The following is a 24,776-nucleotide window of genomic DNA, read 5'->3' as shown; positions in this document are numbered from 1 at the left end:
GGTCACGCCGTGCCTGCCCGCCTCCCCACCACCCGCCGCGCCGCGCTGGGCGGCACGCTGGCGGGCGTCACGGCGCTCGCGCTAGGCACCGCGGGGTGTGACGTCGACGACCTCGACCCGCGCTCGCAGCCATCCACCGAGTCCCCCGCGGCCCCCGATCCGCCCGACGCCGCGCTGGTGCGCGAGGTCGCCGGCTCGGTCCGGGAGACCGCGACCCTGGTGCACGCGGCCGGGCCCGAGCGGTCCGCGGCGCTCGCCGGCCTGCTCGCGCTCCACGAGGCGCACCTGCTGCTGCTCGAGACCGAGGGCGGCGACCAGGATGCCGGGGAGACCGGCGCCCCCTCCCCCTCTGATCCGTCGGACCCGTCGGGCCGGCCCGCTCCCGCGCAGCGGCAGGTGGTGGCCGCCGAACAGGCGCTGCAGGGACAGCTCGCCGACGCCGCCCTGCGCGCATCCAGCGGCGAGCTCGCCCGGGTGCTCGCCGCGATGTCCGCAGCTGTCGCCCAGCAGCTCGCGACCCTGTCCGGATTGCGGCCCGCCCCGGCCGGTGAGCCCGGATGAGGGCCGCGACCGAGCTCGAGGCGCTCCAGCAGACCCTCGCCGCCGAGCACGCCGCCGTGCACGTCCTCGGCGTGCTGGGCGCCCAGACGTCCCGCTCGGCCACGCCCGCGCTGGCGAGCGCGGTCGGGGCGGCGTACGCCGCGCACCGCGGCCGGCGCGACCAGCTCGTTTCGGTGGTCCGGGCCGCGGGGGGCACCCCGGTCGGGGCCGAGCCCGCCTACCGGCTGCCCGAGGACCTCGGCACGACCGGCGACCCCGCGGCCGCGGTGACCCGGGAGGCCCGCCGGGTCGAGGCGGACTGCGCTGCGACGTACGCCTGGCTGGTCGGCACCACCACCGAGCACCGGGCCTGGGCGGTGACCGCCCTGACCGACGCCGCGGTCCGCGGTCTCGGCTTCGGCGCGACCGCCGAGACCCTGCCCGGGGTCACCTCGGGCAGCCCCACCACCTGAGCCGGGCCGGCCCGGGACCGGACATGCGGCGGCCCGTGCACACGACGGGCGCGGGGAGCTCCGAGGTGCTTCCCGCACCGACGTGCGCACGGGCCGCCGGTGGCCTGGACACGAGGCCGGAGGACCGTCAACTGAGGGTGGGGGACCGACGGAACCTCGTTCCTCAGGATGCCGCACCGCACCGGCGCGCCGGCCCCTCACGTTCGTGCACTGCACGAACCTGCAGCCCAAGCGCGTGACCCGACGGCGGGACGGCTCAGGCCCAGGCGTCGAGCACGTCGAGGAGCTCGGAGAGCGAGCCCACGACCGCGTCCGGCTCGCCCTCGGTGTGGCCGACCTGGTCGGCCGGGATCGTGCTGTGCGGGACGTGGACCGCGCGCAGCCCGGCGTTCCGGGCACCCCACACGTCGTCGTAGAGCCGGTCCCCCACGTAGACGCAGCGGGCCGGGTCCGTGGCGCCGACGGCGTCCATCGCCGCGCGGAACGCCAGCGGGGACGGCTTGGTCCACGGGATCTCGCTGGTGTAGACGTCGCCGTCGATGAGGTCCGCGACGCCGTCGCGCTCGAAGAAGCCGACGTGCCAGGCCCGCGGCCAGATCGTGTTCGACAGCACGCCGACCTTGACCCCCGCCGCCCGCAGCGCCTCCCACAGCGGACGCACCTCGGGGTCGGTGGCGGTGTGCGGCTCCCAGAACTCGTAGTACGCCGCGAGCAGGTCCGGGTCGTGGTCCAGGCCGGCCTCGGTGAACAGGTCGGCGATCGTCGCGCTGCGCTGGTGGTCGCGGCTGCGTCCCCAGATCACGCTCCCGGCCCGGTGCAGGCGGGCGGCGTGGGCGTGGTGGTCGTCCTCCCGGGTGGGCGTGGCCAGCACCGCCTGGGCCAGCGCCACCGACTCGGCGTGGAAGTCCACGTCGTGCCAGCGGGTCAGCGTGCCGCCCCAGTCGAAGATCACCGCCTCGACCGGCCCGGCCCCGCTCACATGTGTCCCGTCTCGAGGTAGCGGGCGTGCCACGACAGCGCCTCGGTGAGCAGGTGCGGGGTGTGCCGGGCCGTCGGGCGGGCGACCTTGGCGCGCTCGACGTAGTCGGTGAGCGCGTCGCGGTAGTCCGGGTGGGCGCAGTTGGCGATCACCCGCTCCGCACGGTCGGTCGGCGAGAGCCCGCGGAGGTCGGCGAGTCCCTGCTCGGTGACCAGCACGTGCACGTCGTGCTCGGTGTGGTCGACGTGGCTGGCCATCGGCACGATCGCGGAGATCGCACCGTCCTTCGCGGTCGACGGGGAGACGAAGAAGTTCAGGAACGCGTTGCGGGCGAAGTCGCCGCTGCCGCCGATGCCGTTCATGATCGCCGAGCCCATGACGTGGGTGGAGTTCACGTTGCCGTAGATGTCGGCCTCGATCATCCCGTTGATCGCGATCACCCCGAGCCGGCGCACCAGCTCGGGATGGTTGGAGATCTCCTCGCTGCGCAGCAGGATCTTGCCCTTGTAGGCGCCCACGTTGTCCAGGAATCGCTGGACGCCGGTGGGCGAGAGCCCGAACGAGGTCGCCGAGACCGAGCGCAGCGTGCCGCTGTCGATCAGGTCGAGCATCCCGTCCTGGATCACCTCGGTGAACGCCGTGAGGTTCTCGAACTCGCTCACGCGCAGGCCGGCCATCACCGCGTTGGCGACGTTCCCGACGCCGCTCTGCAGCGGCAGCAGGTCGGCCGGCATCCGGCCGCGCTTGACCTCGTGGCGCAGGAAGTCGACCAGCAGGTCTGCCATCGCACGCGAGGCCTCGTCGGGCTCCTTGAACGCGGAGTTGCGGTCCGGGGCGTTGGTCTCGACGACCGCCAGCACCTTCGCCGGGTCTACGCGCAGGTACGGGTCGCCGATGCGCTGGAAGGAGTGGGTCAGCTGGAGCGGGAACCGGTGCGGCGGGAGCGCCGTGCCGTAGTAGATGTCGTGGAAGCCCTCGAAGTCGCGGGGCTGCCAGCTGTTGACCTCGAGGATGACCCGGTCGGCCTGGTCCAGCCAGGTCTTGTTGTTGCCCACCGAGCTGCCGGGGACCAGCAGCCCGTTCGGCAGGATCGCGGCCACCTCGACCACCGCGACGTCGAGGTTGCCGTAGAAGCCGAACCACATGTGCTGCGCGGAGTGGCTCAGGTGGGAGTCGACGTAGTCGACCTCGCCGGAGTTGATCAGCGCGCGCAGCGTCGGGTCGGAGTTGTAGGGCAGCCGCTTGTCGATGCCGTGGACCTCGGCCAGCGCCCCGTCGACCTCGGGCGCGGTGGAGGCGCCCGACCACAGGCCGACCGTGAACTCCTCGCCCCGCGCGTGGGCGGCCTCAATGCGCCGCGCCAGGGCAGCCGGGACTGCCTTGGGGTAGCCGGCGCCGGTGAAGCCGCTGATGCCGACCGAGTCTCCGGGCCGGATCAGCTCGGCCGCCGCCTCGGCGGTGGTGACCCGGTCCGCGAGCACCGGGCAGGTGATCCGGGGCATCTGCCCGTGCTCAGCCACGGACCCGACCCACCAGGTGAGCGACCACGTGGTCGGCGGGCACCTCGGTGCGCTCGCCGCTGCTGCGCTCGCGTACCTCGACGGTGCCGGTCTCGGCCAGCGCCTTGCCCACCACCACGATCGTGGGCACGCCGATCAGCTCGGCGTCCTTGAACTTCACGCCGGGGCTGATCCGGCCGGCCCGGTCGTCGAAGAGGACCTCCACCCCGGCCGCGGCCAGCTCGTGGGCGATCCGCTCCGCGGCGGCCACGACCGCCTCGTCCTTGCCGGCGGCGACGAGGTGCACGTCGGCGGGGGCGACGTTGCGCGGCCAGGACAGGCCCATCTCGTCGAGGGTGCCCTCGGCGATCGCGGCCACGGCCCGGGTGCAGCCGATGCCGTAGGAGCCCATCGTGACCGTGACCAGCTTGCCGTTCTCGTCGAGCACCCGCAGGTCCAGCGCCTCGGCGTACTTGCGGCCGAGCTGGAAGATGTGCCCCATCTCGATGCCGCGGGCCGTTCCGAGCACGCCCTGCGCGCAGACGGGGCACGGGTCGCCGTCGCGGACCTCCGCGGCCTCGATGGTGCCGTCGGGTGTGAAGTCACGCCCGGCGACCAGGTCGAGGACGTGGCTGCCCTCGGCGTCGGCGCCGGTCACCCAGCGGCTGCCGGTGACGACCCGGGGGTCGACGACGTAGCGGATCCCCGAGGCGTTCTCCTCCCCCAGCACGCCGGGGCCGATGTAGCCCTTCACCAGGCTCGGGTGGTTCTTGAACTCCTCGTCGCCGAACGGCTCGACCTCGATCGGCTCGAGCTGGCCCTCGAGCCGCTTCGCGTCGACCTCCCGGTCGCCGGGCAGGCCGATCGCCAGCGGCTCCCGGGTGCCGTCGGGGTGCTTGAGCACCACCAGGACGTTCTTGAGGGTGTCGCCGGCCGTCCAGGGCCGGTCCGCCCGCGGGAGCTCCCGGTTGAGGTGGTCGACCAGGGACTCGATCGTCGGGGTCTCGGGGGTCGCCTCGGCGTGCGCCGCGGGCGCGTCGTCGTACGGCACGGCCTCGGGCGGGCGGACCTGGACGGCCTCGACGTTCGCGGCGTAGTCGCACGAGCTGCAGCTGACGTAGGTGTCCTCGCCGACGGCGGCCTTGGCGAGGAACTCCTCGGAGCGCGATCCGCCCATGGCGCCGGAGGTGGCCCGGACGATGACGTACTCGAACCCGAGCCGGTCGAAGATCCGCACGTAGGCGTCGCGGTGGGCCTGGTAGCTCTCGTCCAGGCCGGCGTCGTCGACATCGAAGGAGTAGGAGTCCTTCATCGTGAACTCGCGCCCGCGCAGCAGCCCCGCACGGGGGCGCGCCTCGTCGCGGTACTTGGTCTGGATCTGGTAGATCGAGAGCGGCAGGTCCTTGTAGGAGGAGTACAGGTCCTTGACCAGGAGCGTGAACATCTCCTCGTGGGTGGGGCCGAGCAGGTAGTCGGCACCCTTGCGGTCCTGGAGCCGGAAGATGTTGTCGCCGTACTCGGTCCAGCGGTTGGTCGCCTCGTAGGGCTCGCGGGGCAGCAGGGCAGGGAAGCTCACCTCCTGCGCGCCGATCGCGTCCATCTCGTCGCGGACGATGCCCTCGACCTTGCGCAGCACCTTCAGGCCCAGCGGCAGCCAGGTGTAGATGCCCGGCGCCGCGCGGCGGATGTAGCCCGCGCGCACCAGCAGCCGGTGGCTGGGCACCTCGGCGTCCGACGGGTCGTCGCGCAGGGTGCGGAGGAACAGCCGCGACATCCGCAGGATCCGCGGACTGCCGGCACTCCCGGTGACCGAGTGGCTGGAGCGTGCGGTCCCGTGCGTTGAGCTCATGCGGGCCAGCCTAGGGCGGGCCGGCCGCGGGCTCGCAACCGACTAGGACCGAGAGCCCCGGCCGCGGGCCGAGCTCAGAACATCACCGTCGAGAACCGGGCGGTCTCCCGGAACCCGACCGCCTCGTAGGCCCGACGCGCGGGGGTGTTCCACTCGTTGACGTAGAGCGAGACCACCGGCGCGATCTCGCGGCGCACCAGCTCGGCCACCGCTGCCATCCCGCGCACGGCCAGACCCTCGCCCCGGCGGTCCGGCGGCACCCAGACCCCCTGGACCTGGGCGGCGTACGGCGACGCGCAGGCGACCTCGGCCTTGAAGACGAGCCGGCCCCGGTCGAACCGGGCGAAGGACCAGCCCCGCGAGACCAGCTGCGCGACCCGGGCCCGGTAGAGCTCTCCCCCGCCGCCCTCCTCGGGCGAGACCCCGACCTCCTCGGTGTACATCGCCACGCACGCCGGGAAGAGCAGGTCCAGGTCGGACCGCTCGGTGACCCGCACCTCGGGGTCGGGCTCGACGAGCGACGGGCCGTCCAGCTCCAGGTGCGGCTGCTCCCACCGGGCCTCCCGCGGCGGGCCCCAGGTCGGGCCGACGCCCTCCCAGAAGGCGCGCACGGCCTCCTGTGGCCCCACGATCGTGGAGATGCTGCGGGTGCGGGAGACGGCACGCTCGGCGAAGAGCCGGGCGTCGTCGTACGTCGTGCCGACCGGCACCAGGTTGGCCCCGACGTGGCAGGCCGAGACGAGCTGGCCGTCGGCGAAGCGGCCCCACATCTCACCGCCGAGCCAGCGCGGCTCGAGGTTGGTGGTGCGGGCGCGGTACTCGGCGAAGACGTTGACGACCGGGTCGCGGGCGGTCAGCTCCAGGAACGCGCCGAGATCCGGGGCCCCCAGGGGCCGCACTCCGTGGCGCGTCGTCAGCACGGTCGCAGCCTACGTCGGTCCGGAGCGGGACGCGTCGCGCTCAGGAGACCGTGACCTGGGCGGCGGCGCCGTCGACGGCCTCCATGCCCTCGGCGATGCGCATGGCCTCCTCGATCAGCGTCTCGACGATCTGCGACTCGGGCACGGTCTTGATGACCTCGCCCTTGACGAAGATCTGGCCCTTGCCGTTGCCCGAGGCGACGCCCAGGTCGGCCTCGCGCGCCTCGCCGGGACCGTTCACGACGCAGCCCATGACCGCGACCCGCAGCGGCACCTCCATGCCCTCGAGTCCGGCGGTCACCTGCTCGGCCAGCGTGTAGACGTCGACCTGGGCGCGCCCGCAGGACGGGCACGAGACGATCTCGAGCTTGCGCGGGCGCAGGTTGAGCGACTGCAGGATCTGGATGCCGACCTTGATCTCCTCGACCGGAGGTGCGGAGAGCGAGACCCGGATGGTGTCGCCGATGCCCTTGCTGAGCAGGGCGCCGAACGCGGTAGCGGACTTGATGGTGCCCTGGAAGGCGGGGCCCGCCTCGGTGACGCCGAGGTGCAGCGGCCAGTCGCCGCGCTCGGCGAGCATCTCGTAGGCGCGCACCATGACCACCGGGTCGTTGTGCTTGACCGAGATCTTGAAGTCGTGGAAGTCGTGCTCCTCGAAGAGGCTGGCCTCCCAGACCGCGGACTCGACCAGCGCCTCCGGCGTGGCCTTGCCGTACTTGTCCATGATCCGCTTGTCGAGGGAGCCGGCGTTGACGCCGATCCGGATGCTGGTCCCGTGGTCGCGAGCGGTCCGCGCGATCTCCTTGACCTGGTCGTCGAACTTCTTGATGTTGCCGGGGTTGACCCGCACGGCCGCGCAGCCCGCCTCGATCGCGGCGTAGACGTACTTGGGCTGGAAGTGGATGTCGGCGATGACCGGGATCTGCGACTTGGTGGCGATCGCCCGCAGCGCCTCGGCGTCGTCCGCGGACGGGCAGGCGACCCGCACGATGTCGCAGCCCGACGCGGTGAGCTCGGCGATCTGCTGAAGGGTGCTGTTGATGTCGGCGGTGAGCGTGGTCGTCATCGACTGCACCGAGATCGGGTGGTTGCTGCCGACGCCGACCGATCCGACCTGGATCTGGCGGGTGGGGCGGCGGGGGGCGAGCACCGGCGGCGGGGCCTCGGGCATGCCCAGGTTGATCTCGGTCATGGGTGAAAGGCTACTTCCCGGCCCCGGCGGCCGGTCACAGCACCTGGATGGGGACCACCAGGTCGCCGACGATGAGGACCAGCCCCATCACCAGCATCGCGGAGGCCACCACGTAGGCCACCGGCAGCAGCTTCGCCGCGTCGACGTAGCCCGGGTCCGGGCGCCGGCGCACGCGCGCGGCGCCGCGGCGCACCGCCTCCCACAGGGCGCTGGCGATGTGGCCGCCGTCCAGCGGCAGCAGCGGCACGAAGTTGAACATGCCGATGAAGAAGTTGAAGCCCGCGATCAGCCCGACCAGGAACACTGTCTTCTCGACGACCGGGATCTCCTCGTGGGAGGTGGTCTCACCGGCCAGCCGGCCGCCGCCGACGATGCTCATCGGCCCCTCCGGGTCGCGCTCCTCCACGCCGACGACGGCCTGCGCGACGTCCCAGACCTTGACCGGCAGCGTGGCCAGCGCCTCGACCGTGTCGGCGGCCATGTGCCCCATCTGCCCCAGGGTGTAGAGCGGTCCGCCGGTCGTCACCTCCACATGGGTGGCCGGCACCACGCCGAGGAACCCGACCTCGCGGACGGCCTCGCCCTCGGAGTCGGCCGGGCGCGCCTCGACGGTGGTGCTGGTGGTGCCGCTCAGCTCGCGGCCGTCGCGCAGGTAGCCGATCACCGCCTCGCCGTCGGAGTTCTCCCGGATCAGCGAGCGCAGCTGGTCCCAGCCGGTGATCTCGACGCCGTTGAACGACGTGATCGTGTCGCCGGGTCGCAGGCCGGCCTCGGCGGCGGGGCTGGGCGGGTCGTCGGCCGTGCAGGCGCGGCCCTCCTCGGCGTACGGGATCACGCACTCGGAGACCGAGTCGATGACCGGGCGTCCCTCGTCGGCGACCGCCTCGCGGGTGCCGTAGGTGCCGAAGATCACCCAGAACAGGAAGAACGCGATGAGGATGTTGACAGTGGGGCCGCCGGCCATCACGACGACCTTCTTCCACCAGGTCATCTTGTAGAACAGCCGGTCGGAGTCCTCCGGCCCGACCAGCTCCCACTCGGCGGCGCGGGCGTCGGAGATCAGCTGGGTGAACATCCCGGTGTTGGACTTGCGCACCCGGGTGACCTGGGTGCCGTCCTCGTCGTAGGTCACCTCGTCGGCGACCGCCGTCGCCCCGGGGGGCAGCATCCCGACGATCTTGACGTAGCCGCCCAGCGGGATCGCCTTGACGCCGTACTCGGTCTCGCCGACCCGCTTGCTCCAGACCGTGGGACCGAACCCGATGAAGTACTGGGTGACCTTGCCCCCGAACCGCTTGGCGGGGATCAGGTGGCCGAGCTCGTGCAGGCCGATCGAGACCAGGATCGCGACGACGAAGACGACGACACCGAGGAGGTAGAGCAGGGCGGTCATGCGGTTCCTTCGACGATCGTGCGGGTGGCCTCGGCGCGCGCCCAGGTGTCGGCGGCGAGCACGTCGTCGACCGTGAGCGACACCATCGAGGGTACGTCGTGCCTGCGAAGCACGGCCTCGATCGTGGGCACGATGTCGACGAAGCGCATCCGGCCGTCGTGGAACGCCGCGACGCAGACCTCGTTCGCGGCGTTGTAGACAGCGGGCGCCGTCCCGCCGCGCTCGCCGGCCTCCCGGGCGAGCCGGACGGCGGGGAACGCGTCGTCGTCGAGCGGCTCGAAGCGCCAGTCGGAGGCCCGGGTCCAGTCGACCGGGGTCTCCGCGTCGGGTACGCGGTCGGGCCAGGCCAGGCCCATCGCGATCGGCACCATCATCGTCGGGAGGCCGATCTGCGCGACGACGGCGCCGTCGACGAACTCCACCATCGAGTGGATGAACTGCTGGGGGTGGACGACCACGTCGATCCGGTCGAACGGCACGTCGAAGAGCAGATGCGCCTCGATCACCTCCAGCCCCTTGTTCACCAGGGTCGCGGAGTTGGTCGTGATGACCGTGCCCATCGCGAAGTTGGGGTGCGCCAGCGCCTGCTCGGGGGTGACCTCGCGCAGCTGGTCGGGGGTCCGGCCCCGGAACGGCCCGCCGCTGGCGGTCAGCACCAGGCGACGCACCTCCGCTGTCCGGCCGGCGCGCAGGCTCTGCGCGATCGCGCTGTGCTCGCTGTCGACCGGGACGATCTGCCCGGGCCGGGCGCGCTCGCGCACCAGGGGCCCGCCGATGATCAGTGACTCCTTGTTGGCCAGCGCGAGCACGTTGCCGGCGTCCAGCGCGCTCAGCGTGGGCCGCAGCCCGACCGCGCCGCTGACTCCGTTCAGCACCACGTCGCAGGGCCGTGCGGCCGCCTCGACCGAGGCCTCCTCCCCCAGCCCGGACCAGGCGGGGGCGAACTCGGCGACCTGCTGCTCGAACAGGTCCGGGTTGGACCCGCCGGCGGTCAGCGCGACGACGCGGAACCGGTCGGGGTTGCGCCGGACCAGCTCCAGGGCCTGGGTGCCGATCGAGCCGGTGGAGCCGAGGATGACGACGTCGCGGATGCTCACCGGGGCATTCTCCCCCGGCAGCGGCCCGGGCCGGGGATCGGGCCGGGCCGTGGTCCGGAGCCGGCCTAGAGACCGTTCGCCGCGGTGCGGGCCGGGCGGGCGGGGGTGCGCAGCCAGGCGTCGAAGAACCCGTCGAGGTCCTCGCCGGAGACCTGCTCGGCGAGCGCGGTGAACTGCGCGGTCGAGCCGGTGCCGCCGGCACCCCGGGCCACCCAGGTCCGCAGCAGCGTCGCGAAGTCGGCGGCGCCGATACGGGTGCGCAGCGCCTGGAAGGTCATCGCCCCGCGCAGGTAGACGGCCTCGTCGAAGATCCGGGCCGCTCCGGGGTCGTCGATGCGCAGCCTCCAGAACGTCGACTCCGCGGGCTCGACGTCGTAGGCCGAGGACAGCCACTGCGCCGCGCTCGGACCGCCGTGGGTCTCCGCCCAGAGCAGCTCGAAGAAGGTCGCCGCGCCCTCGTTGAGCCAGATGTCGCGCCAGGCGTCGACCGCCACCGAGTTGCCGAACCACTGGTGGGCGATCTCGTGCACGACCGTGGGCACCGCATCGGCGCCGAGGACGGGGTAGGTCGGCCGGGTCTGGTTCTCCAGGGCGAACCCGGGCTGGAGCGCGGTGGTCAGCCCGCCGGTGCTGGAGAACGGGTACTCCCCGAGGATCGAGGCCGCCCAGGCCGTGATCGGCGCCGAGCGCCGCATCAGCCGCATCGACCGGGTGCGCTGCCTGGCCGGCAGCTGCCGCGACACCGCGGCGTACCAGGACACGCCGGCGGTGCGCCCGCTGTCGACCTGGAAGGGGCCGGCGGCGAAGAACGCGAGGTAGGGCGCCATCGGCTCCCGCGAGCGCCAGCGGGTGGTGGCCAGCGCGCCGTGGACCCGGCGACCGACGAGCTCGCCGTTGGCGACCACCCGCCGCGCCCGGGGCACCGTCACCGAGACGTCGACCTGCGCCTTGTCGCTGGGGTGGTCGTTGGCCGGGAACCACCAGGGCGCCATGTGCGGCTGGTTCATCGTCACGACCTCGCGCTCGTCGGCGAGCCAGTTGCGCTCCCCCGCGTAGGCGATGCCGGCCGGTCGGCCGGCGTACCGGACGGTGACCGTGAACCTGCTGCCGGCCGCGATCGGGCGCGCCGGCGAGACCTGGAGCTCGTGGCGGCGGGGCTTGCGGAACGACGCCGGGCGGCCGTCGACCCGGACCTCCTCGACCGGCAGCAGCAGGTCGAGGTTGAACCGGGCGAGCGCCCGGGTGGCCCGCACCGTGAGCACGGCGCGGCCGGTCAGCCGGCCGGTGTCGAAGTCGTACCCGACGTGGATGCGGTAGCGCCGCACGTCGATGCCGCCGTTGCCGTCGAGCGGGAAGTACGGGTCGCCGATGCCGGAGGAGCCCGCGACCGGGCCGGCCCGGTCGGCGCTCAGGTCGGCGCTCGGGGCGGCGCTCGGGGCGGCCGGCGCCGGGCCCGCCAGGAGCGCGAGGGGCAGGGCGGCGAGGAGCCCCGCGAGGAGCATGGCGCGGAGCATGGCGAGGACCGGCGCGCGGCGCGCGGACCGAGGCAGGCGGAGCATCGGGCGACCGTAGCCCACCGGACGGGGGTCCGGAGGCGGTCCGCCGATCCCGGCCGCGCAGATGGCCGACGCCGTCCGGGCGGCCACCACGCCGCCGGAGGCCGGCCGTGGCGGCGCCGTGGTAGGAACGCCGGATGATCGAGACCCCATCTCCCGCCGGCATCGAGCAGGCGCGCGCGCTGGCCGAGCGCTGGCTCCCGGCCTTCCTCCAGGGGCGCCGCGCCGAGGAGGACGTGTACGCCGACGGCGTCAGCACCTGGCACAACATCGGTGAGCGGGAGACCGAGATCCAGCGCACCCCCTCCCGGACCCGCCAGGTCCAGGGCGGCGCCGACCTCCGGGTCGAGGACGTCCGGCTGCGGGTCTTCGACGGCGGCTGGGTCGTCCAGGCCACGACCACCGGCACCGGCCCGGCCGGCGGTCCCGTGCGGGTCCCGTCCTGCGTGGTGGTCACCCTGCGCGAGGGCCGGATCGCCCGGTTCGAGGAGTACGCCGACTCCCGCGCGGCCGAGGCGCTCTTCCCCCCGGAGGCCTAGCCCCTCGGGCCATCCGCCCCAAACCGGTTGCCCCCGGGCGAGCGCGTCCCCGATCGTGGGACGAGATCGCGTCGGCAGCGTCGCCGGTGCCCGTCGAGAGGAGCGTGACATGTCCAGGACTGTCGTCGGCCTGTCCGCAGACCGCGCCCCCCTCTTCCGATGGAGCACCGACCGCGATGACGCACGACCGCACCGCACCGCCCGCCGAGGAGCACTCCTCCCCTGAGCACCCGGCCCCCGACCCGGGCCCCAGCACCGACCCCGGCACCGACCCCCTGGACGGGATCGACGACGCCTTCGTCATCGACTTCCGGGCCTACGACGATCTGGCCGAGGGCCAGCGCTGGAGCACCTGGCCCGACGTGGAGCCGCTCTCCCGAGGACCCGAGCCGCGGCCCGACTGGGTGGTCACCTCCCGCGGCGCGGTCGACACCGAGCTCGGCATCCTGGAGACCGGCAAGGAGGCCGAGGTCTTCCTGCTCGAGCGCGGCGACCCGCACCAGCCGGAGGCGGCGGTCGTGATGGCCGCGAAGCGCTACCGGAGCCCGGAGCACCAGGCGTTCCGCCGCGCCGCGACGTACGCCGAGGGGCGCAGCACCCGGCGCTCGCGGGACCGGCGCGCGGTCCAGCGCCGCTCCACCTTCGGCCGCGAGCTCGCCGCGACCCAGTGGGCGCTGGCGGAGTGGGAGGCGCTCACCCGCTGCTGGTCCGCCGGGCTCCCGGTCCCCTACCCGGTGCAGATCGACGGGACCGAGCTCCTGATGGAGTGGATCACGGTCGAGGACGACGAGGGCGTGCGGACCGCACCCCGGCTGGCCCAGACCCGGCCCGCGCCCGACCTGCTGGCGGCGTGGTTCGAGCAGCTCCGCGAGGCGCTGGCCACGCTCGTCGGGCTGGGCCTCGTCCACGGCGACCTGTCGGCGTACAACATCCTGGCCGCGGGCGAGCGGCTGGTGATCATCGACCTGCCCCAGGTCGTCGACCTGGTGGGCAATCCCCGCGGGACCGAGTTCCTGATGCGCGACTGTGCCAACGTCTGCGCGTGGTTCCGGGCCCGGGGGCTGCCGGCCGACGAGCAGGAGCTGATCGGCGACCTGCTGGCCCACGCGTTCTGAGCCGGTGCGGCTACTCGCTGGCGGCGAGCTGCCCGCAGGCGGCGTCGATCTCGTTGCCGCGGGTGTCGCGGATGGTGGTGCTGATGCCCTTGGCCTCCAGCCGCCTGACGAACTCGTCCATGTCCTCGTCGCGGGACCTCGTGAACCGGGACCCCCGCACCTCGTTCAGCGGGATCAGGTTCACGTGCACCCACCCCCAGTCGCCGCGCATCAGTACGTCGCCGAGCAGGTCGGCCCGCCAGGCCTGGTCGTTGATGTCGCGCATCATCGCGTACTCGATCGAGACCCGCCGCTTGGTCCGCTGGGCGTACTCGAAGGCAGCGTCGACGGTCTCGGCCACCGAGAAGCGGGTGTTGATCGGGACCAGCTCGTTGCGCAGCTCGTCGTCGGGGGCGTGCAGGCTCAGCGCGAGCGTGACCGGGATGCCCTCCTCGGTCAGCTGCCGGATCCGCGGGACCAGGCCGACGGTGGAGACCGTGATGCCGCGCGCGGACATGCCGAGGCCGTCGGGCGTCGGGTCGGTCATCCGGCGTACGGCGCCGATCACTGCCTTGTAGTTGGCCAGCGGCTCGCCCATGCCCATGAACACGACGTTGGAGACCCGGCCGGGACCGCCGGCCACCTCGCCGCGGGTCATGGACCGCTGCGCGGCGACGACCTGCTCGACGATCTCGGCGGTCGACATGTTGCGCTGCAGGCCGCCCTGGCCGGTGGCGCAGAACGGGCAGGCCATCCCGCAGCCGGCCTGGCTGGACACGCACACGGTGGCGCGGTCGGGGTAGCGCATCAGCACCGACTCCACCAGCGCGCCGTCGAACAGCTTCCACAGCGTCTTGCGGGTGGTGCCCTTGTCCGCCTCGAGCGTGCGCAGCGGCGTCATCAGGTCCGGCAGCAGCGCGGCGACCAGGTCGGCGCGCTGACCGGCCGGGAGGTCGGTCATCTGCTCCGGGTCGTCGACCAGCCGGCCGAAGTAGTGGGTCGAGAGCTGCTTGGCCCGGAAGCCGGGCAGCCCGTGGCTCTCCAGCAGCTCCTTGCGGCCCGCGGGGTCGAGGTCGGCGAGGTGCCGCGGCGGCTTCTTGCGCCCCCGGGGCTCGTCGAAGACCAGGGGCAGGGTCGCGGCGCCGGCGGGGGCGGTGGGCGTGGGGGGCGTCTCGGACATCAGGAGGCCCATTCTCCCACCCGCCGCCAGGCGGGGCGAAAACGACGAGCGGCCGGGGCTCAGGACTCGGTGGCGTAGAGGTACCAGAGGACCAGCGCGGCCGAGCCGACCACCACGACCGCTGTCGTGAGGATGCCGATCAGCATGTAGCGGCCGAACCGGCGGGTGCTCGGGGCCGCGGTGAGGCCCAGCGGAACGGCCAGCGAGACCAGTACCAGGGGGAAGAGCTGCTCGGCGGTGTCGTTGTCGACGAAGACCCGCAGCAGCGCGGCGTACGTGCCCGGCACCAGGATCACGAAGGCCAGGCCGGTGAAGAACCCGGTGAGGGCGGTGAACGTCGTGTGCTCGCCGCCCGGGGACCGCTCGGCCCCCGGCCCGGTCGCTGCTGACGCGTCGACGGCGCCGCCGACCTGCTCCTCCGCGCTCACCGTTCCGAGGCTAGCGGCTCCGGGAGCGTCAGGACGTCTGGCGTGCCGAGGACGGGCACCGGATCCAGCCCCGGCGCCAGGTCCCGCAGGACCGCCTGCCAGGTGCCGGGCTCACCGACCAGCACCACGTCCTCCCCCGGATGGCTGTCGAGGACGCCGCGCACGCCCCGCAGCACCCGCTGCCGGGCCGTCTCGGCGTCCTCGCGGGCCGGGCCGTGCCCGTGCAGGTGGGCGGCGATGCCGACCTCGCCCTCGGTGAGGAGCTGGCAGGTGGCGACGGCCGCCGGGTGCGGCGTGCAGAACCAGGCAGCCCCCTGGGGAAGCCGGTCGCGCAGGGCCCACACCTCGTCGAAGCCGGCGGGGTCGAGCTCGGCGCCCGCCGCGGAGCCGACGAGCCGGCCGTGGGTGACCAGGAAGAGGGCCACCGGGTCAGAAGACCGCGTAGTGCAGCAGCAGCCAGACCGGCGCGATCGTCGCGAGCAGCGAGTCCAGACGGTCCATCAGCCCGCCGTGGCCCGGGATCACCTGGCTCATGTCCTTGATCCCGAGGTCGCGCTTGATCACCGACTCGCACAGGTCGCCGAGCGTCGCCATGACCACCGCGATCAGGCCCAGCGCCACCCCGACCCACCAGTCGCCCTCGAGGAGGTGGACCACCAGCAGGACGCCCGCGACGATCGTGAACACCAGCGAGCCGGCGAACCCCTCCCAGGACTTCTTGGGCGAGATGACCGGCGCCATCGGGTGCTTGCCGAACAGGACGCCGGCGGCGTACCCCCCGGTGTCGGAGGCGACCGTGACCAGGATGAAGGTGAGGATGCCCTTGACGCCGGCGTCGTCGAGCCCGCCGCCGGTGGTGCCGCCCTCGGCGAGCATCAGCGCCACGAACGAGCCCAGGAACGGCACGTAGATGACGCTGAACACCGCCGCGGTGGCGTTCATGACGTAGCCGTCGATGCCGCGGCGCAGCAGCCACAGCATGATCGCCAGACAGGTGACGGCGGTGGCCGTGACCAGCGCCGGGGCGCCCCAGAAGTAGGCGACCAGCACCATCACGGCGCCGCCGAGCATCATCGGCTGCTCGGGCAGGTCGATGCCGCGGGTGGCGAAGGCGCGCTGCAGCTCCCACACCGCCACCAGCACCGCGGCGACGACGACCAGCATGAACGCGGTCTTCTCGAAGGCGAGGCCGAGCGCGACGGCGGCGAGCAGCACGAACGCGGACGCGAAGGCCGCCGGCAGGTCGCGGCCGGCGCGACCGTGGTTGCGGGGCGGCGCCGATTGGGTGGACGACATCGACGATAGGAGCGAAGGAGGCCTCAGACCTCGATCAGCTCGGCCTCCTTGTTCTTCAGCATCTCGTCGATGGCGTCGGTGTGCTTCTTGGTGATGCCGTCCAGACGCTTCTCCGCGCCGGTGACGTCGTCCTTGCCGACCTCGCCGTCCTTCTCGAGCTTCTCGAGGTTCTGCTTCGCGGTGCGCCGCAGGTTGCGGACCGCCACCCGACCGTCCTCGGCCTTGCTGCGCGCGACCTTGATGTACTCCTTGCGGCGCTCCTCGGTGAGCTCGGGGAACACGCACCGCACGACCTTGCCGTCGTCGGCGGGGTTCACCCCGAGGTCGGAGTCGCGGATCGCCTGGACGATGTTCTTCATCGCGCCCTGGTCGTAGGGCGCGACCAGGATGACCCGGGCCTCGGCGGCCGTGAACGAGGCGAGCTGCTGGATCGGCGTCGGCGTACCGTAGTAGTCGACCATGATCTTGGCGAACATGCTGGGGTGGGCGCGCCCGGCCCGGATCGCCGCGAAGTCCTCGCGCGTCGCCTCGACCGACTTGGCCATCTTCGCGTCGGCCCCGTTGAGGATGTCGTTGATCACGGCTGCTCCTGGTCTCGTTGCTGGGTGGTGCGGTGGGTGCTGTGCCGGCCCGGTGGGGCCGGCGGGGTGCGTACGTCGCGCCGGTGCGCGGCGGGCCTCAGCCCGCGCTCACCAGCGTCCCGATCCTCTCACCCTCGACCACGCGCAGGATGTTGCCCTCCGGCTCCATCCCGAACACGACCATCGGCAGCTTGTTCTCCCCGCACAGGGCGAACGCCGTCTGGTCCATGATCTTCAGCCCGCGGGAGATCGCCTCGTCGTAGGTGAGGTCGTCGAACTTGGTGGCGCTCGGGTCGACGTTGGGGTCGGCGGTGTAGACGCCGTCGACGCCGTTCTTGGCGACCAGGACGACGTCGCACCGGCTCTCCAGCGCGCGCTGGACCGCGACGGTGTCGGTGGAGAAGAACGGCATGCCCATCCCGGCGCCGAAGATCACGACACGGCCCTTCTCCATGTGCCGGATCGCGCGCCGGGGGATGTAGGGCTCGGCCACCTGGCCCATGGTGATGGCGGTCTGGACCCGGGTCTCGATGCCGAGCTTCTCCAGGAAGTCCTGCAGCGCCAGGCAGTTCATCACGATGCCGAGCATGCCCATGTAGTCGGCGCGCACGCGGTCCATGCCGCGCTGCTGCAGCTCGGCGCCGCGGAAGAAGTTGCCGCCACCGGTGACGACCGCGACCTGGACGCCGGCGCGGGCGACCGCCGCGATCTCGCGGGCCACCTTCTGCACGACGTCGGGGTCGACCCCGACCTGCCCGCCGCCGAAGACCTCGCCCGAGAGCTTGAGGAGCACACGCTTGTAGCCCGTCATGCCGGGTCCTTCCGTGGGTGGGTGTTCGTGACGAAGGCCGGTCCGATGGTCATCGTCTGATCCATCGAACCGGCCTCCTTCGAAGTGCTTGCCAGCAACCTAGCGGCTCAGGCGCCGACCTCGAAGCGGGCGAAGCGACGCACGGTGGTGCCGGCCGCGTCCAGGACCGCCTTGACGTTCTTCTTGCTCTCGGTCACCGACGGCTGCTCCAGCAGGACGACGTCCTTGAAGAAGCCGTTGAGGCGCCCCTCGGTGATCTTGGCGATCGCCTGCTCGGGCTTGCCCTCCTCGCGGGAGGTGGCCTCGGCGATCTCGCGCTCCTTGGCGACCACGTCGGCGGGCACCTCGTCGCGGGTGAGGTACTTCGGGCGCATCGCGGCGACCTGCATGGCGGCGGCCCGGGCGGCGTTCTCGTCGCCCTCGTAGGCCACCAGCACGCCGACGGCCGGCGGCAGGTCGGCGGCACGGCGGTGCAGGTAGACGACGACGGGACCGTCGAAGTAGGCAACCCGGCCCAGCTCGATCTTCTCGCCGATGGACACGGCGAGCGCCTCGACGATCTCGCCGACGGTCTTGCCGTCGAGCTCGACCGCCTTGAGCGCCTCGGTGTCGGCCGCCTGGGCGGCGTTCGCGGCGTCGGCGATCTTCTGGGCCGTGGTGACGAACTGCTCGCCCTTGGCCACGAAGTCGGTCTCGCAGTTCAGCTCGACCAGCGCGCCACCGGAGGTGGCGACCAGGCCGGCGGAGGCCTCGCGCTCGGCGGCGCGCTCCGCCATCTTCTTGCCGCCCTTGATCCGCAGCAGCTCGGCGGCCTTCTCGAAGTCGCCATCGGCCTCGGTCAGGGCCTTCTTGCAGTCCATCATGCCGGCGCCGGTGAGCTCGCGGAGCTTCTTGACGTCGGCGGCAGAGATGTTAGCCATGGTCCTACTTCCCTGTATCCGGTCGGGGGGAGTCAGTGGTGCGTGGGACGGGCCGGGGCCCGGCGCGCAGCGGACCGCGGGCCGAGGCCCGCGGTCGCTGCGGCGTGGTGCTGGCTCAGGCCTTGGCCTGGTCCGCGGCGGGCTCAGCGGCCTCGGGAGCAGCCTCGGCCTCGGGAGCAGCCTCGGCCTCGGGAGCAGCCTGGGCCTCGGGAGCCGGCTCGGCGGCCTCGGCGACCTGGGCCGCCTCCGCACCCTCGGTGGAGGCGCCGGTGGCCTCGGAGGCCGCGGCGCCGTCCTCGGTCGAGGCTCCGGTCGCGGTCTCGGCAGCCTTCTCCGCGTCGCCGGTCAGGAGCTCGCGCTCCCACTCGGCGAGGGGCTCGGCCGGAGCGGCGGTCTCGCCCTCACCGGTCTTCGCCCCGGAGCGGGAGATCAGGCCCTCGGCGACCGCGTCGGCGATCACGCGGGTGAGCAGGCCGACGGCGCGGATCGCGTCGTCGTTGCCCGGGATCGGGAAGTCGACCTCGTCGGGGTCGCAGTTGGTGTCCAGGATGCCGATGATCGGGATCCGGAGCTTGCGCGCCTCCTCGACGGCGAGGTGCTCCTTCTTGGTGTCGACGATCCACACCGCCGACGGGGTGCGGCCCATCTCGCGGATGCCGCCCAGGGTCTTCTCCAGCTTGTCGCGCTCGCGACGCATCTGGAGGAGCTCCTTCTTGGTGCGGCCCGAGGCGGCGACGTTGTCGAAGTCCAGCTCGTCGAGCTCCTTGAGCCGGTTGATCCGCTGGTGCACCGTCTGGAAGTTGGTGAGCATTCCACCGAGCCAGCGCTGGTTGACGTACGGCATGCCGACGCGGGTCGCCTGCTCGGCGATCGCCTCCTGCGCCTGCTTCTTGGTGCCGACGAACATGATCGTCCCGCCCTTGGCGACCGTCTCCTTGATGAAGGCGTAGGAGCGGTCGATGTAGGCCAGCGACTGCTGCAGGTCGATGATGTAGATGCCGTTGCGCTCGGTCATGATGAAGCGCTTCATCTTCGGGTTCCAGCGACGGGTCTGGTGTCCGAAGTGGACGCCGCTCTCGAGGAGCTGGCGCATGGTCACGACTGCCATGAGGTTCTCTTCTCCTGTGTGGAGGCACCCACCGTGCCGTGGCCCTTGACCTGCTCGCGCAGGAGGACGCACCGGGGGTGTCTCCGGCTGTTTTCAGTTCCGTGCGAGCCGACGGGTGCCGGTCGCCCTGACGCCTGCGCGCGACCCCACCCGAGGTTCCGGGACCGAGGGTCGTCGCCCGCGAGGAGCCGGGGCCCGGAGGAGGGCCCCGTCGCGGAGAGCCGACGTGCGATGTCAGCCGGGGTGCGGACACACCGACTGCATCGGTCAGCCTACGCGACCGGCGGCCCGGTGGGCCAATTGCGCTCCCGGTCCCGGCTCGCGGACCGGCTCCTCGTGCGGTGGGCGGCGGGCCGGTCGCCGTCCACAACCGCGTCTCGCGCAGGCCCCGTCCCCAGCCGGGCGACCGACGGCCGCCCGGGCGGGCGCGCCGGGCCAGGCTCTCTGCCATGCCCCGATCCCCACGCATCCGGTCCCGCAGACGGTCCGGCCGCCCCGCGGGTCGCCTCCGAGCCGGCCTCGCGGGCCTGGTGCTCGGCCTCGCCCTGACCGCAGCGGTGCCGGTCGCGGCGAGCGCGGACGAGACCGACCCCGTGGGCGTGTGGCCGCTGGTCCCCGAGCCCCCGGTGGTCGCCGGCTTCGACCCGCCGAGCGACCCCTGGGGTGCGGGCCACCGCGGCGTGGACCTCCGTGGCCGACCGGGGCAGCCGGTCCGCGCCGCCCTGCCCGGGACCGTCACGTTCGCAGCCAGGCTGGCCGGGCGAGGCGTGGTCGTCGTCGACCACGGCTCCACGCGCACGACGTACGAGCCGGTGGCGGCGTCGGTGGCCGTCGGCGACGCCGTCGGCGCCGGCGCCCGGCTGGGGTCCCTGGAGTACGCCGGGTCCCACTGCCCGCCCGCCGCCTGCCTGCACTGGGGCTGGATCGAGGGCGAGCGCACCTACCTGGACCCGCTGCGGCTGGTCGGCGGCGGGCCGGTGCGGCTCCTCCCGCTCTGGCGCGCCGAGCCGGTCGGCGGGCGTGGTGCCGAGTCGACGCGGCCCGGCGCACCGCTGCCCTGGCCGGAGCCCTTCCTGCTCGCGCGGGCCGCCGCCCTCGCCGGGCCGCCGACGTGTGCCCTCCCGGGCCCTCAGGCGCGGGGGTGGGCCTGCCGATAGGCCCGCCGCAGCCGGTCGGTGGTCACGTGGGTGTAGCGCTGGGTGGTGGCCAGGGAGGCGTGGCCGAGGAGCTCCTGGACCGAGCGGAGGTCCGCGCCACCCTCGAGCAGGTGGGTGGCGGCGCTGTGCCGCAGCCCGTGCGGTCCGATGTCGGGGGCTCCGGGCACCTCGGCGATCCGGCGATGCACCAGGGTGCGCACCGCCCGCTGGTCGATGCGACCGCCGCGGGCCCCGAGGAACAGCGCCGGACCGGAGCCGGCCCGGAGCAGCTGCGGCCGCCCCTGGCGCAGCCAGAACTGCAGCGCCCGGGCAGCGGGCCGGCCGAACGGCACGGTCCGCTCCTTGCGTCCCTTGCCCAGCACCCGGAGCACCGACCGGTCGTGGTCCAGGTCGTCGACGTCGAGTCCGACCAGCTCTCCCACCCGGATCCCGGTGGCGTAGAGGAGCTCGAGCATCGCGACGTCGCGCAGCCCGGTGGCGCTGCCGTCGTCGGCCAGCTCCGTCGCCCGGGTGATCAGGTCGCGCGCCTCGTCGGCCCGCAGCACCGCGGGCAGCTGGCTGTGCGCCTTGGGCGAGCCGAGGCTGGCACCGACGTCGGCCGGCAGCCGGCCGGTGCGGGTCAGCCAGGCCGTGAAGACCCGGGCCGCGGTGGCCCGGCGGGCCAGCGTCGTCCGGGAGCGGCCCAGGGTCTGCTGCTTGGCCAGCCAGCTGCGCAGCGTGCGGAGTTCGAGCTGGCCCGCGTCGGTGCCGCCGAGCCGGGCGGCGTGCTCGAGCAGGCCGGCGATGTCGGCCACGTAGGCCCGCACGGTGTGGGGAGTCAGGTCGCGCTCGGAGACCAGGTGCCGCTCGTACTCCCCCAGCAGCCGCGCCATCGGCTCGGGGAGCTCGGGCTGCTCGGGGGCGTCCGGCGGGTCGGCAGGCACTGGGGACTCGGACACATGCGGAGTCTAGGAAGCCCGGGTCGCCTCAGTCGTGAGCGAGGGCGGCGAGCCGCCACCCGTCCTCGTCCTGGTCGACGTACCCGCTGCGCTGCAGGGCCGCCAGGGCGGAGCTGACCTCCAGCAGACTCAGCCCGGCGGTGCGGGCCACGGAGTCCGCGCCCGCGCCGCGGGCGAGCGGCACCGCCTCGAGGACCCGCTGGTGGCGGCGGCTGAGCCGGTCGCGGGAGCGCTCCCGGCCGCGGGGCTCGTCCAGGAGGTGCTCCCCCGCGGTGCCGAGCACCTCGAGCACCTCCTGCCCACTGGTCACCAGCGTCGCCGCACCGGTGCGGATCAGCTGGTGGACACCCGCCGAGGGGGCGCTGGTGACCGGGCCCGGCACGCCCATCAGGTGCCGGTGCAGGCGAGCGGCCCAGTTGGCGGTGTTGAGGGCTCCGCTGCGCACGGCCGCCTCGACCACCACCGTGCCCTGGGTGAGGGCGGCGATCAGGCGGTTGCGGCTGAGGAACCGGACCCGGGTGGGCGCGCCGCCCAGCGCCGCCTCGGAGACCACCGCACCCTCGCGCGCCAGGAAGTCCAGCAGCTGGCGGTGCGCGGCGGGATAGATCCGGTCCGCCCCGCAGGCCAGCACCGCGACGCTGGCACCTCCGGCCGCCACCGCGCCGCGGTGCGCTGCCTGGTCGATGCCGAACGCGGCCCCGGACACCACGCACAGGCCCTCCCGGGCGGCGGTCGCGGCGAGGTCGGAGGCGACCGCGCCGCCGTAGGTCGTGGCCGACCGGGAGCCGACCACGGCGACGGAGCGGCCCAGCTGGTCCAACCGCAGCGGCCCGCGGACCCAGAGCCCGAGAGGCGCGCCGCCGAGGGCCTGGAGCGGCTCGATCGCCGCCAGGTCCGCGAGCGAGGCGGGCCACTCGGAGTCCCCGGGGACCACGAACCGGATGCCGAGCTCGTGGGCCCGCGCCAGCTCGCGGTCCGGGCCGCACCCGGGCAGCCGCACCGCGAGCTCGGGCAGCAGGCCGTGCAGGTCCCGTCCGGCCCGGGCATGGGCGTAGACCTCCTCGGCCCCGAGCTCCGCGACCAGGGCCGCGACCCGGGGGTCCCCGGGCTCGGTGAGCCGCGAGAGCGCCGCGCGCGCCACCCGGTCGGCACCGTCCGCGGTCCCGCTCATCCGGCCCGCTCCCGCAGCGTCGCCAGCGCCAGCGGCTCACCGGTCCGCAGCTGGAGCGCGACCACGGCCTGTGCCGCTCCGGGCCGGACCTCGTCGCTGCCGGGAGCGGCGAGGTCGAGCAGCGTCATCGCGAGCCGGTGCACCCGCACCGCGCCACGGGAGGTCAGCCGGCCGTCGTAGACCTGCCGGTCCACGACCTCCCGGCCCTCGTCGGTCCACGGCCACCGCTCCCGCAGGACGGCGCTCGGCACCTGGGCGTTGAGGCGCCACGGGCAGCCGGCGTACCGGGCGGCCTGACGGGCCCGCGCCGCCGCCACGCGCTCGCGCACCGCCGCCGAGGACTCCCGGCACGCGAACGGGTCGCGCCCCTCGTGCGGCCGATGTGCCTCGACGTGGCGCACCACGTCGACCCGGTCGCCGACCGGGCCGGTGATCTTGCGGCGGTAGTCACGGCGCTTCACCTCCAGGCACTGGCAGCGGTTGCTGCGGGCGTCCGCCGTGAACTCGCCGCAGGGGCAGGGGTTGCAGGCCAGGACGACCATTCCCCGCGCCGGCAGCCGGACCTGCTCGTCGGTGCGCGCGATCACCACCTCGCCGTTCTCCAGCGGCTGGCGCAGCGCCTCGATCACGTCGTGGCGGAACAACGGGAACTCGTCGAGGAACAGGACGCCGGCGTGGGCCAGGCTCACCGCTCCCGGACGCACCTGGCCGGACCCGCCGCCGATCAGGCTGGCCTTGCTGGCGTCGTGGTGCGGCGCGACGAACGGGGGCCGCACCAGCATTCCCTCGGCCGGGTCCAGCACCCCGGCCAGCGAGTGCAGGGCGGTGAGCTCGAGGGCCTCCTCGGCGTCGAGATCGGGCAGGATCGTCGGGATCCGCTCGGCGATGCTGGTCTTGCCGGACCCTTTCGGGCCCGAGAGCAGCAGGTGGTGGCCGCCGGCGGCCGCGACCTCCACGGCGAAGCGGGCGTCGTCCAGGCCGATCAGGTCGGCGAGGTCCACCTCCTCCAGGCGGTCCTCGCCGCGCCAGGAGAGCAGCCGGCTGCTCGAGGACGCGGCCACCGGCGCCGCCTCCGGCACCTCGTCGCCGCGCAGCAGGGCGACCACCTGCCCCAGCGACCGGACGCCGAGCACCGCCATGCCGGGCACCATCGCGGCCTCCCGCGCCTGGGGCTCGGGCACGAAGACCTGGCGGATCCCGCGGTCGGCGGCGGCGAGGACCATCGGCAGGACGCCGGTCGCGGGGCGCAGTCCCCCGTCGAGGCTGAGCTCGCCGAGAAACGCGACGCCGTCGAGCGCGGCGCCCGGGATCCGCCCGTCGGCCGCCAGGACCGACACAGCGATCGCCAGGTCGAAGTGGGTGCCGCTCTTGAGCAGGTGGGCCGGTGAGAGCAGTACCGTGATCCGCTTGGTCGCGGGCCAGGTCAGCCCCGAGTTGATGATCGCCATCCGGCAGCGGTCCCGGGACTCGTTGAGCGAGACGTCGGGGCGCCCCACCAGGGTGGTGCCGACCATCCCCGGCGAGACGTCGCTCTGCACGTCGATCAGGTGGCCCAGGGCGCCCCGCAGCGAGACCGTGCGGGCGGTGGCGAACGGCATCAGCCGACCCCCACCACGTGGTCGAGCACCGAGGGCCCGCGCGGCGGGCGCAGCACCGCGACCAGGTCGACGCGGACCTCGACCGGACCCAGCCCGTGGGCCTCGCGCCAGCGCTCCGCGAGCCGGCGCAGGCGGTCGAGGCGGGTGGCGTCCACGGCCTCGTGCGGGACGCCGCACCCGGTGCTGGACCGGGTCTTGACCTCGCAGGCCACGAGCACGTGGCCGTCGCGCAGTACCAGGTCGAGCTCACCGACCTCGCAGCGCCAGTTGCGGTCGAGCAGGATCATCCCGCCCGCGGTGAGGTGGCGGGCCGCGAGGGACTCCCCGTAGCGGCCGAGGGCCTGGCGGTGTGCTGCAGTCGTCGTCATCGGCTGACCTCCTGGAGGCCAGCGTCGGGGACGGTGCCGACGCCCGGGGCGGCCGCGACGCCACCTGTGGACAAGCAGTCAGCGGGCCC

The 24,776-nt window shown here is 73.6% G+C and carries 25 protein-coding genes; 5 read left to right on the top strand and 20 right to left on the bottom strand.

Annotated features, from left to right (window positions below; all coding sequences use genetic code 11):
- Positions 1–9 precede the first annotated feature (9 nt).
- Positions 10–561: a hypothetical protein gene (locus tag EBO35_RS07225; RefSeq protein ID WP_122817115.1), complete on the top strand. Its 552-nt coding sequence runs from the start codon at positions 10–12 to the stop codon at positions 559–561.
- Positions 558–1,013, top strand: coding sequence for a DUF4439 domain-containing protein (locus tag EBO35_RS07220; RefSeq protein ID WP_122817114.1), 456 nt, complete (start codon positions 558–560; stop codon positions 1,011–1,013). The genes EBO35_RS07225 and EBO35_RS07220 overlap by 4 nt, the downstream gene beginning before the upstream one ends.
- A 256-nt stretch (positions 1,014–1,269) precedes the next feature.
- Here the strand turns inward: EBO35_RS07220 and EBO35_RS07215 are convergent, their stop codons facing one another.
- The 8 genes from EBO35_RS07215 to EBO35_RS07180 all read right to left on the bottom strand — a co-directional run bounded on the left by EBO35_RS07215 (position 1,270) and on the right by EBO35_RS07180 (position 11,501).
- Positions 1,270–1,992 carry an HAD family hydrolase gene (locus EBO35_RS07215; protein WP_122817113.1) on the bottom strand — a complete coding sequence of 241 codons (723 nt, stop codon included), beginning with the start codon at positions 1,990–1,992 and terminating at the stop codon, positions 1,270–1,272.
- On the bottom strand, positions 1,989–3,494 hold the full coding sequence (locus tag EBO35_RS07210; RefSeq protein ID WP_122819446.1) for an acetyl-CoA hydrolase/transferase family protein: 1,506 nt from the start codon (positions 3,492–3,494) through the stop codon (positions 1,989–1,991). Before EBO35_RS07210 ends, EBO35_RS07215 begins: the two co-directional genes overlap by 4 nt.
- 10 nt (positions 3,495–3,504) lie before the next feature.
- Positions 3,505–5,265, bottom strand: coding sequence for a proline--tRNA ligase (locus EBO35_RS07205; protein WP_122819444.1), 1,761 nt, complete (start codon positions 5,263–5,265; stop codon positions 3,505–3,507).
- 149 nt (positions 5,266–5,414) lie between these two features.
- A complete protein-coding gene (locus EBO35_RS07200) occupies positions 5,415–6,260 on the bottom strand; it encodes a GNAT family N-acetyltransferase (RefSeq protein WP_122817112.1) in 846 nt (281 codons plus the stop codon).
- Positions 6,261–6,300: 40 nt separating this feature from the next.
- Positions 6,301–7,452: a flavodoxin-dependent (E)-4-hydroxy-3-methylbut-2-enyl-diphosphate synthase gene (ispG, locus tag EBO35_RS07195; RefSeq protein WP_122817111.1), complete on the bottom strand. Its 1,152-nt coding sequence runs from the start codon at positions 7,450–7,452 to the stop codon at positions 6,301–6,303.
- A gap of 34 nt (positions 7,453–7,486) precedes the next feature.
- Positions 7,487–8,845 (bottom strand): M50 family metallopeptidase, encoded by a 1,359-nt coding sequence (locus EBO35_RS07190; RefSeq protein WP_122817110.1) that lies wholly within the window; start codon positions 8,843–8,845, stop codon positions 7,487–7,489.
- Positions 8,842–9,936: a 1-deoxy-D-xylulose-5-phosphate reductoisomerase gene (dxr, locus tag EBO35_RS07185; RefSeq protein WP_122819441.1), complete on the bottom strand. Its 1,095-nt coding sequence runs from the start codon at positions 9,934–9,936 to the stop codon at positions 8,842–8,844. The genes EBO35_RS07190 and dxr overlap by 4 nt, the downstream gene beginning before the upstream one ends.
- Before the next feature lie 71 nt (positions 9,937–10,007).
- Entirely contained in the window at positions 10,008–11,501 is a 1,494-nt protein-coding gene (locus EBO35_RS07180; RefSeq protein WP_164477853.1) for a M1 family metallopeptidase, read from the bottom strand.
- 134 nt (positions 11,502–11,635) lie between these two features.
- Here EBO35_RS07180 and EBO35_RS19730 point away from each other — a divergent pair, with 134 nt between their 5' ends.
- Positions 11,636–12,037, top strand: coding sequence for a nuclear transport factor 2-like protein (locus EBO35_RS19730; protein ID WP_206422700.1), 402 nt, complete (start codon positions 11,636–11,638; stop codon positions 12,035–12,037).
- 176 nt (positions 12,038–12,213) lie between these two features.
- On the top strand, positions 12,214–13,152 hold the full coding sequence (locus tag EBO35_RS07170) for a serine protein kinase RIO (protein ID WP_122817108.1): 939 nt from the start codon (positions 12,214–12,216) through the stop codon (positions 13,150–13,152).
- A gap of 10 nt (positions 13,153–13,162) precedes the next feature.
- On the opposite strand, the gene rlmN is transcribed toward EBO35_RS07170, so the two are convergent.
- The 8 genes from rlmN to rpsB all read right to left on the bottom strand — a co-directional run bounded on the left by rlmN (position 13,163) and on the right by rpsB (position 19,455).
- Positions 13,163–14,311 carry a 23S rRNA (adenine(2503)-C(2))-methyltransferase RlmN gene (gene rlmN, locus EBO35_RS07165; protein WP_122817107.1) on the bottom strand — a complete coding sequence of 383 codons (1,149 nt, stop codon included), beginning with the start codon at positions 14,309–14,311 and terminating at the stop codon, positions 13,163–13,165.
- Between the two features lie 59 nt (positions 14,312–14,370).
- Complete coding sequence (locus EBO35_RS07160) at positions 14,371–14,739, bottom strand: hypothetical protein (RefSeq protein WP_206422699.1); 369 nt, start codon at positions 14,737–14,739, stop codon at positions 14,371–14,373.
- Positions 14,736–15,164 carry a hypothetical protein gene (locus EBO35_RS07155; protein WP_122817106.1) on the bottom strand — a complete coding sequence of 143 codons (429 nt, stop codon included), beginning with the start codon at positions 15,162–15,164 and terminating at the stop codon, positions 14,736–14,738. The genes EBO35_RS07160 and EBO35_RS07155 overlap by 4 nt, the downstream gene beginning before the upstream one ends.
- A 4-nt stretch (positions 15,165–15,168) precedes the next feature.
- The gene (locus EBO35_RS07150; RefSeq protein WP_122817105.1) at positions 15,169–16,035 is read right to left on the bottom strand and encodes a phosphatidate cytidylyltransferase; all 867 of its coding nucleotides are present in this window, start codon (positions 16,033–16,035) and stop codon (positions 15,169–15,171) included.
- A gap of 23 nt (positions 16,036–16,058) precedes the next feature.
- Positions 16,059–16,613, bottom strand: a complete 555-nt coding sequence (gene frr / locus EBO35_RS07145; protein ID WP_206422780.1) for a ribosome recycling factor — start codon at positions 16,611–16,613, stop codon at positions 16,059–16,061.
- A gap of 100 nt (positions 16,614–16,713) precedes the next feature.
- Complete coding sequence (pyrH, locus tag EBO35_RS07140; RefSeq protein ID WP_122817103.1) at positions 16,714–17,427, bottom strand: UMP kinase; 714 nt, start codon at positions 17,425–17,427, stop codon at positions 16,714–16,716.
- Positions 17,428–17,534: 107 nt separating this feature from the next.
- Positions 17,535–18,347: a translation elongation factor Ts gene (tsf, locus tag EBO35_RS07135; protein ID WP_122817102.1), complete on the bottom strand. Its 813-nt coding sequence runs from the start codon at positions 18,345–18,347 to the stop codon at positions 17,535–17,537.
- 115 nt (positions 18,348–18,462) lie between these two features.
- Positions 18,463–19,455, bottom strand: coding sequence for a 30S ribosomal protein S2 (gene rpsB, locus EBO35_RS07130; RefSeq protein WP_122817101.1), 993 nt, complete (start codon positions 19,453–19,455; stop codon positions 18,463–18,465).
- 449 nt (positions 19,456–19,904) lie between these two features.
- Between rpsB and EBO35_RS07125 the strand changes: the two genes are divergently transcribed.
- Positions 19,905–20,612: a M23 family metallopeptidase gene (locus tag EBO35_RS07125; RefSeq protein ID WP_122817100.1), complete on the top strand. Its 708-nt coding sequence runs from the start codon at positions 19,905–19,907 to the stop codon at positions 20,610–20,612.
- Here the strand turns inward: EBO35_RS07125 and EBO35_RS07120 are convergent.
- The 4 genes from EBO35_RS07120 to EBO35_RS07105 all read right to left on the bottom strand — a co-directional run bounded on the left by EBO35_RS07120 (position 20,585) and on the right by EBO35_RS07105 (position 24,687).
- Positions 20,585–21,484, bottom strand: coding sequence for a tyrosine recombinase XerC (locus tag EBO35_RS07120; protein ID WP_122819439.1), 900 nt, complete (start codon positions 21,482–21,484; stop codon positions 20,585–20,587). The two genes, EBO35_RS07125 and EBO35_RS07120, sit on opposite strands and share 28 nt — an antisense overlap.
- Positions 21,485–21,578: 94 nt before the next feature.
- On the bottom strand, positions 21,579–22,721 hold the full coding sequence (gene dprA / locus EBO35_RS07115; protein ID WP_122817099.1) for a DNA-processing protein DprA: 1,143 nt from the start codon (positions 22,719–22,721) through the stop codon (positions 21,579–21,581).
- Positions 22,718–24,319 (bottom strand): YifB family Mg chelatase-like AAA ATPase, encoded by a 1,602-nt coding sequence (locus EBO35_RS07110; RefSeq protein WP_122817098.1) that lies wholly within the window; start codon positions 24,317–24,319, stop codon positions 22,718–22,720. Before EBO35_RS07110 ends, dprA begins: the two co-directional genes overlap by 4 nt.
- Entirely contained in the window at positions 24,319–24,687 is a 369-nt protein-coding gene (locus tag EBO35_RS07105; RefSeq protein WP_122817097.1) for a YraN family protein, read from the bottom strand. The genes EBO35_RS07110 and EBO35_RS07105 overlap by 1 nt, the downstream gene beginning before the upstream one ends.
- Positions 24,688–24,776: the final 89 nt, after the last annotated feature.

The organism is Nocardioides pantholopis, assembly GCF_003710085.1.
Lineage (GTDB): Bacteria > Actinomycetota > Actinomycetes > Propionibacteriales > Nocardioidaceae > Nocardioides > Nocardioides pantholopis.
The sequence above is the reverse complement of the archived record's forward strand: the minus strand, read 5'-3'. Positions and strand labels throughout refer to the sequence as shown.

What these genes read in the sequence shown, in the direction of transcription:
- EBO35_RS07220 (WP_122817114.1), top strand. Translation starts at nt 558, where the DNA reads ATGAGGGCCGCGACCGAGCTCGAGGCGCTCCAGCAGACCCTCGCCGCC.
- EBO35_RS07105 (WP_122817097.1), bottom strand. Translation starts at nt 24,687, where the DNA reads ATGACGACGACTGCAGCACACCGCCAGGCCCTCGGCCGCTACGGGGAG.
- EBO35_RS07210 (WP_122819446.1), bottom strand. Translation starts at nt 3,494, where the DNA reads ATGCCCCGGATCACCTGCCCGGTGCTCGCGGACCGGGTCACCACCGCC.
- EBO35_RS07180 (WP_164477853.1), bottom strand. Translation starts at nt 11,501, where the DNA reads ATGCTCCGCCTGCCTCGGTCCGCGCGCCGCGCGCCGGTCCTCGCCATG.
- EBO35_RS07125 (WP_122817100.1), top strand. Translation starts at nt 19,905, where the DNA reads ATGCCCCGATCCCCACGCATCCGGTCCCGCAGACGGTCCGGCCGCCCC.
- EBO35_RS07205 (WP_122819444.1), bottom strand. Translation starts at nt 5,265, where the DNA reads ATGTCGCGGCTGTTCCTCCGCACCCTGCGCGACGACCCGTCGGACGCC.
- dprA (WP_122817099.1), bottom strand. Translation starts at nt 22,721, where the DNA reads ATGAGCGGGACCGCGGACGGTGCCGACCGGGTGGCGCGCGCGGCGCTC.
- EBO35_RS19730 (WP_206422700.1), top strand. Translation starts at nt 11,636, where the DNA reads ATGATCGAGACCCCATCTCCCGCCGGCATCGAGCAGGCGCGCGCGCTG.
- rpsB (WP_122817101.1), bottom strand. Translation starts at nt 19,455, where the DNA reads ATGGCAGTCGTGACCATGCGCCAGCTCCTCGAGAGCGGCGTCCACTTC.
- EBO35_RS07120 (WP_122819439.1), bottom strand. Translation starts at nt 21,484, where the DNA reads ATGGCGCGGCTGCTGGGGGAGTACGAGCGGCACCTGGTCTCCGAGCGC.
- EBO35_RS07110 (WP_122817098.1), bottom strand. Translation starts at nt 24,319, where the DNA reads ATGCCGTTCGCCACCGCCCGCACGGTCTCGCTGCGGGGCGCCCTGGGC.
- rlmN (WP_122817107.1), bottom strand. Translation starts at nt 14,311, where the DNA reads ATGTCCGAGACGCCCCCCACGCCCACCGCCCCCGCCGGCGCCGCGACC.
- EBO35_RS07190 (WP_122817110.1), bottom strand. Translation starts at nt 8,845, where the DNA reads ATGACCGCCCTGCTCTACCTCCTCGGTGTCGTCGTCTTCGTCGTCGCG.
- EBO35_RS07150 (WP_122817105.1), bottom strand. Translation starts at nt 16,035, where the DNA reads ATGTCGTCCACCCAATCGGCGCCGCCCCGCAACCACGGTCGCGCCGGC.
- EBO35_RS07170 (WP_122817108.1), top strand. Translation starts at nt 12,214, where the DNA reads ATGACGCACGACCGCACCGCACCGCCCGCCGAGGAGCACTCCTCCCCT.
- tsf (WP_122817102.1), bottom strand. Translation starts at nt 18,347, where the DNA reads ATGGCTAACATCTCTGCCGCCGACGTCAAGAAGCTCCGCGAGCTCACC.
- ispG (WP_122817111.1), bottom strand. Translation starts at nt 7,452, where the DNA reads ATGACCGAGATCAACCTGGGCATGCCCGAGGCCCCGCCGCCGGTGCTC.
- pyrH (WP_122817103.1), bottom strand. Translation starts at nt 17,427, where the DNA reads ATGACGGGCTACAAGCGTGTGCTCCTCAAGCTCTCGGGCGAGGTCTTC.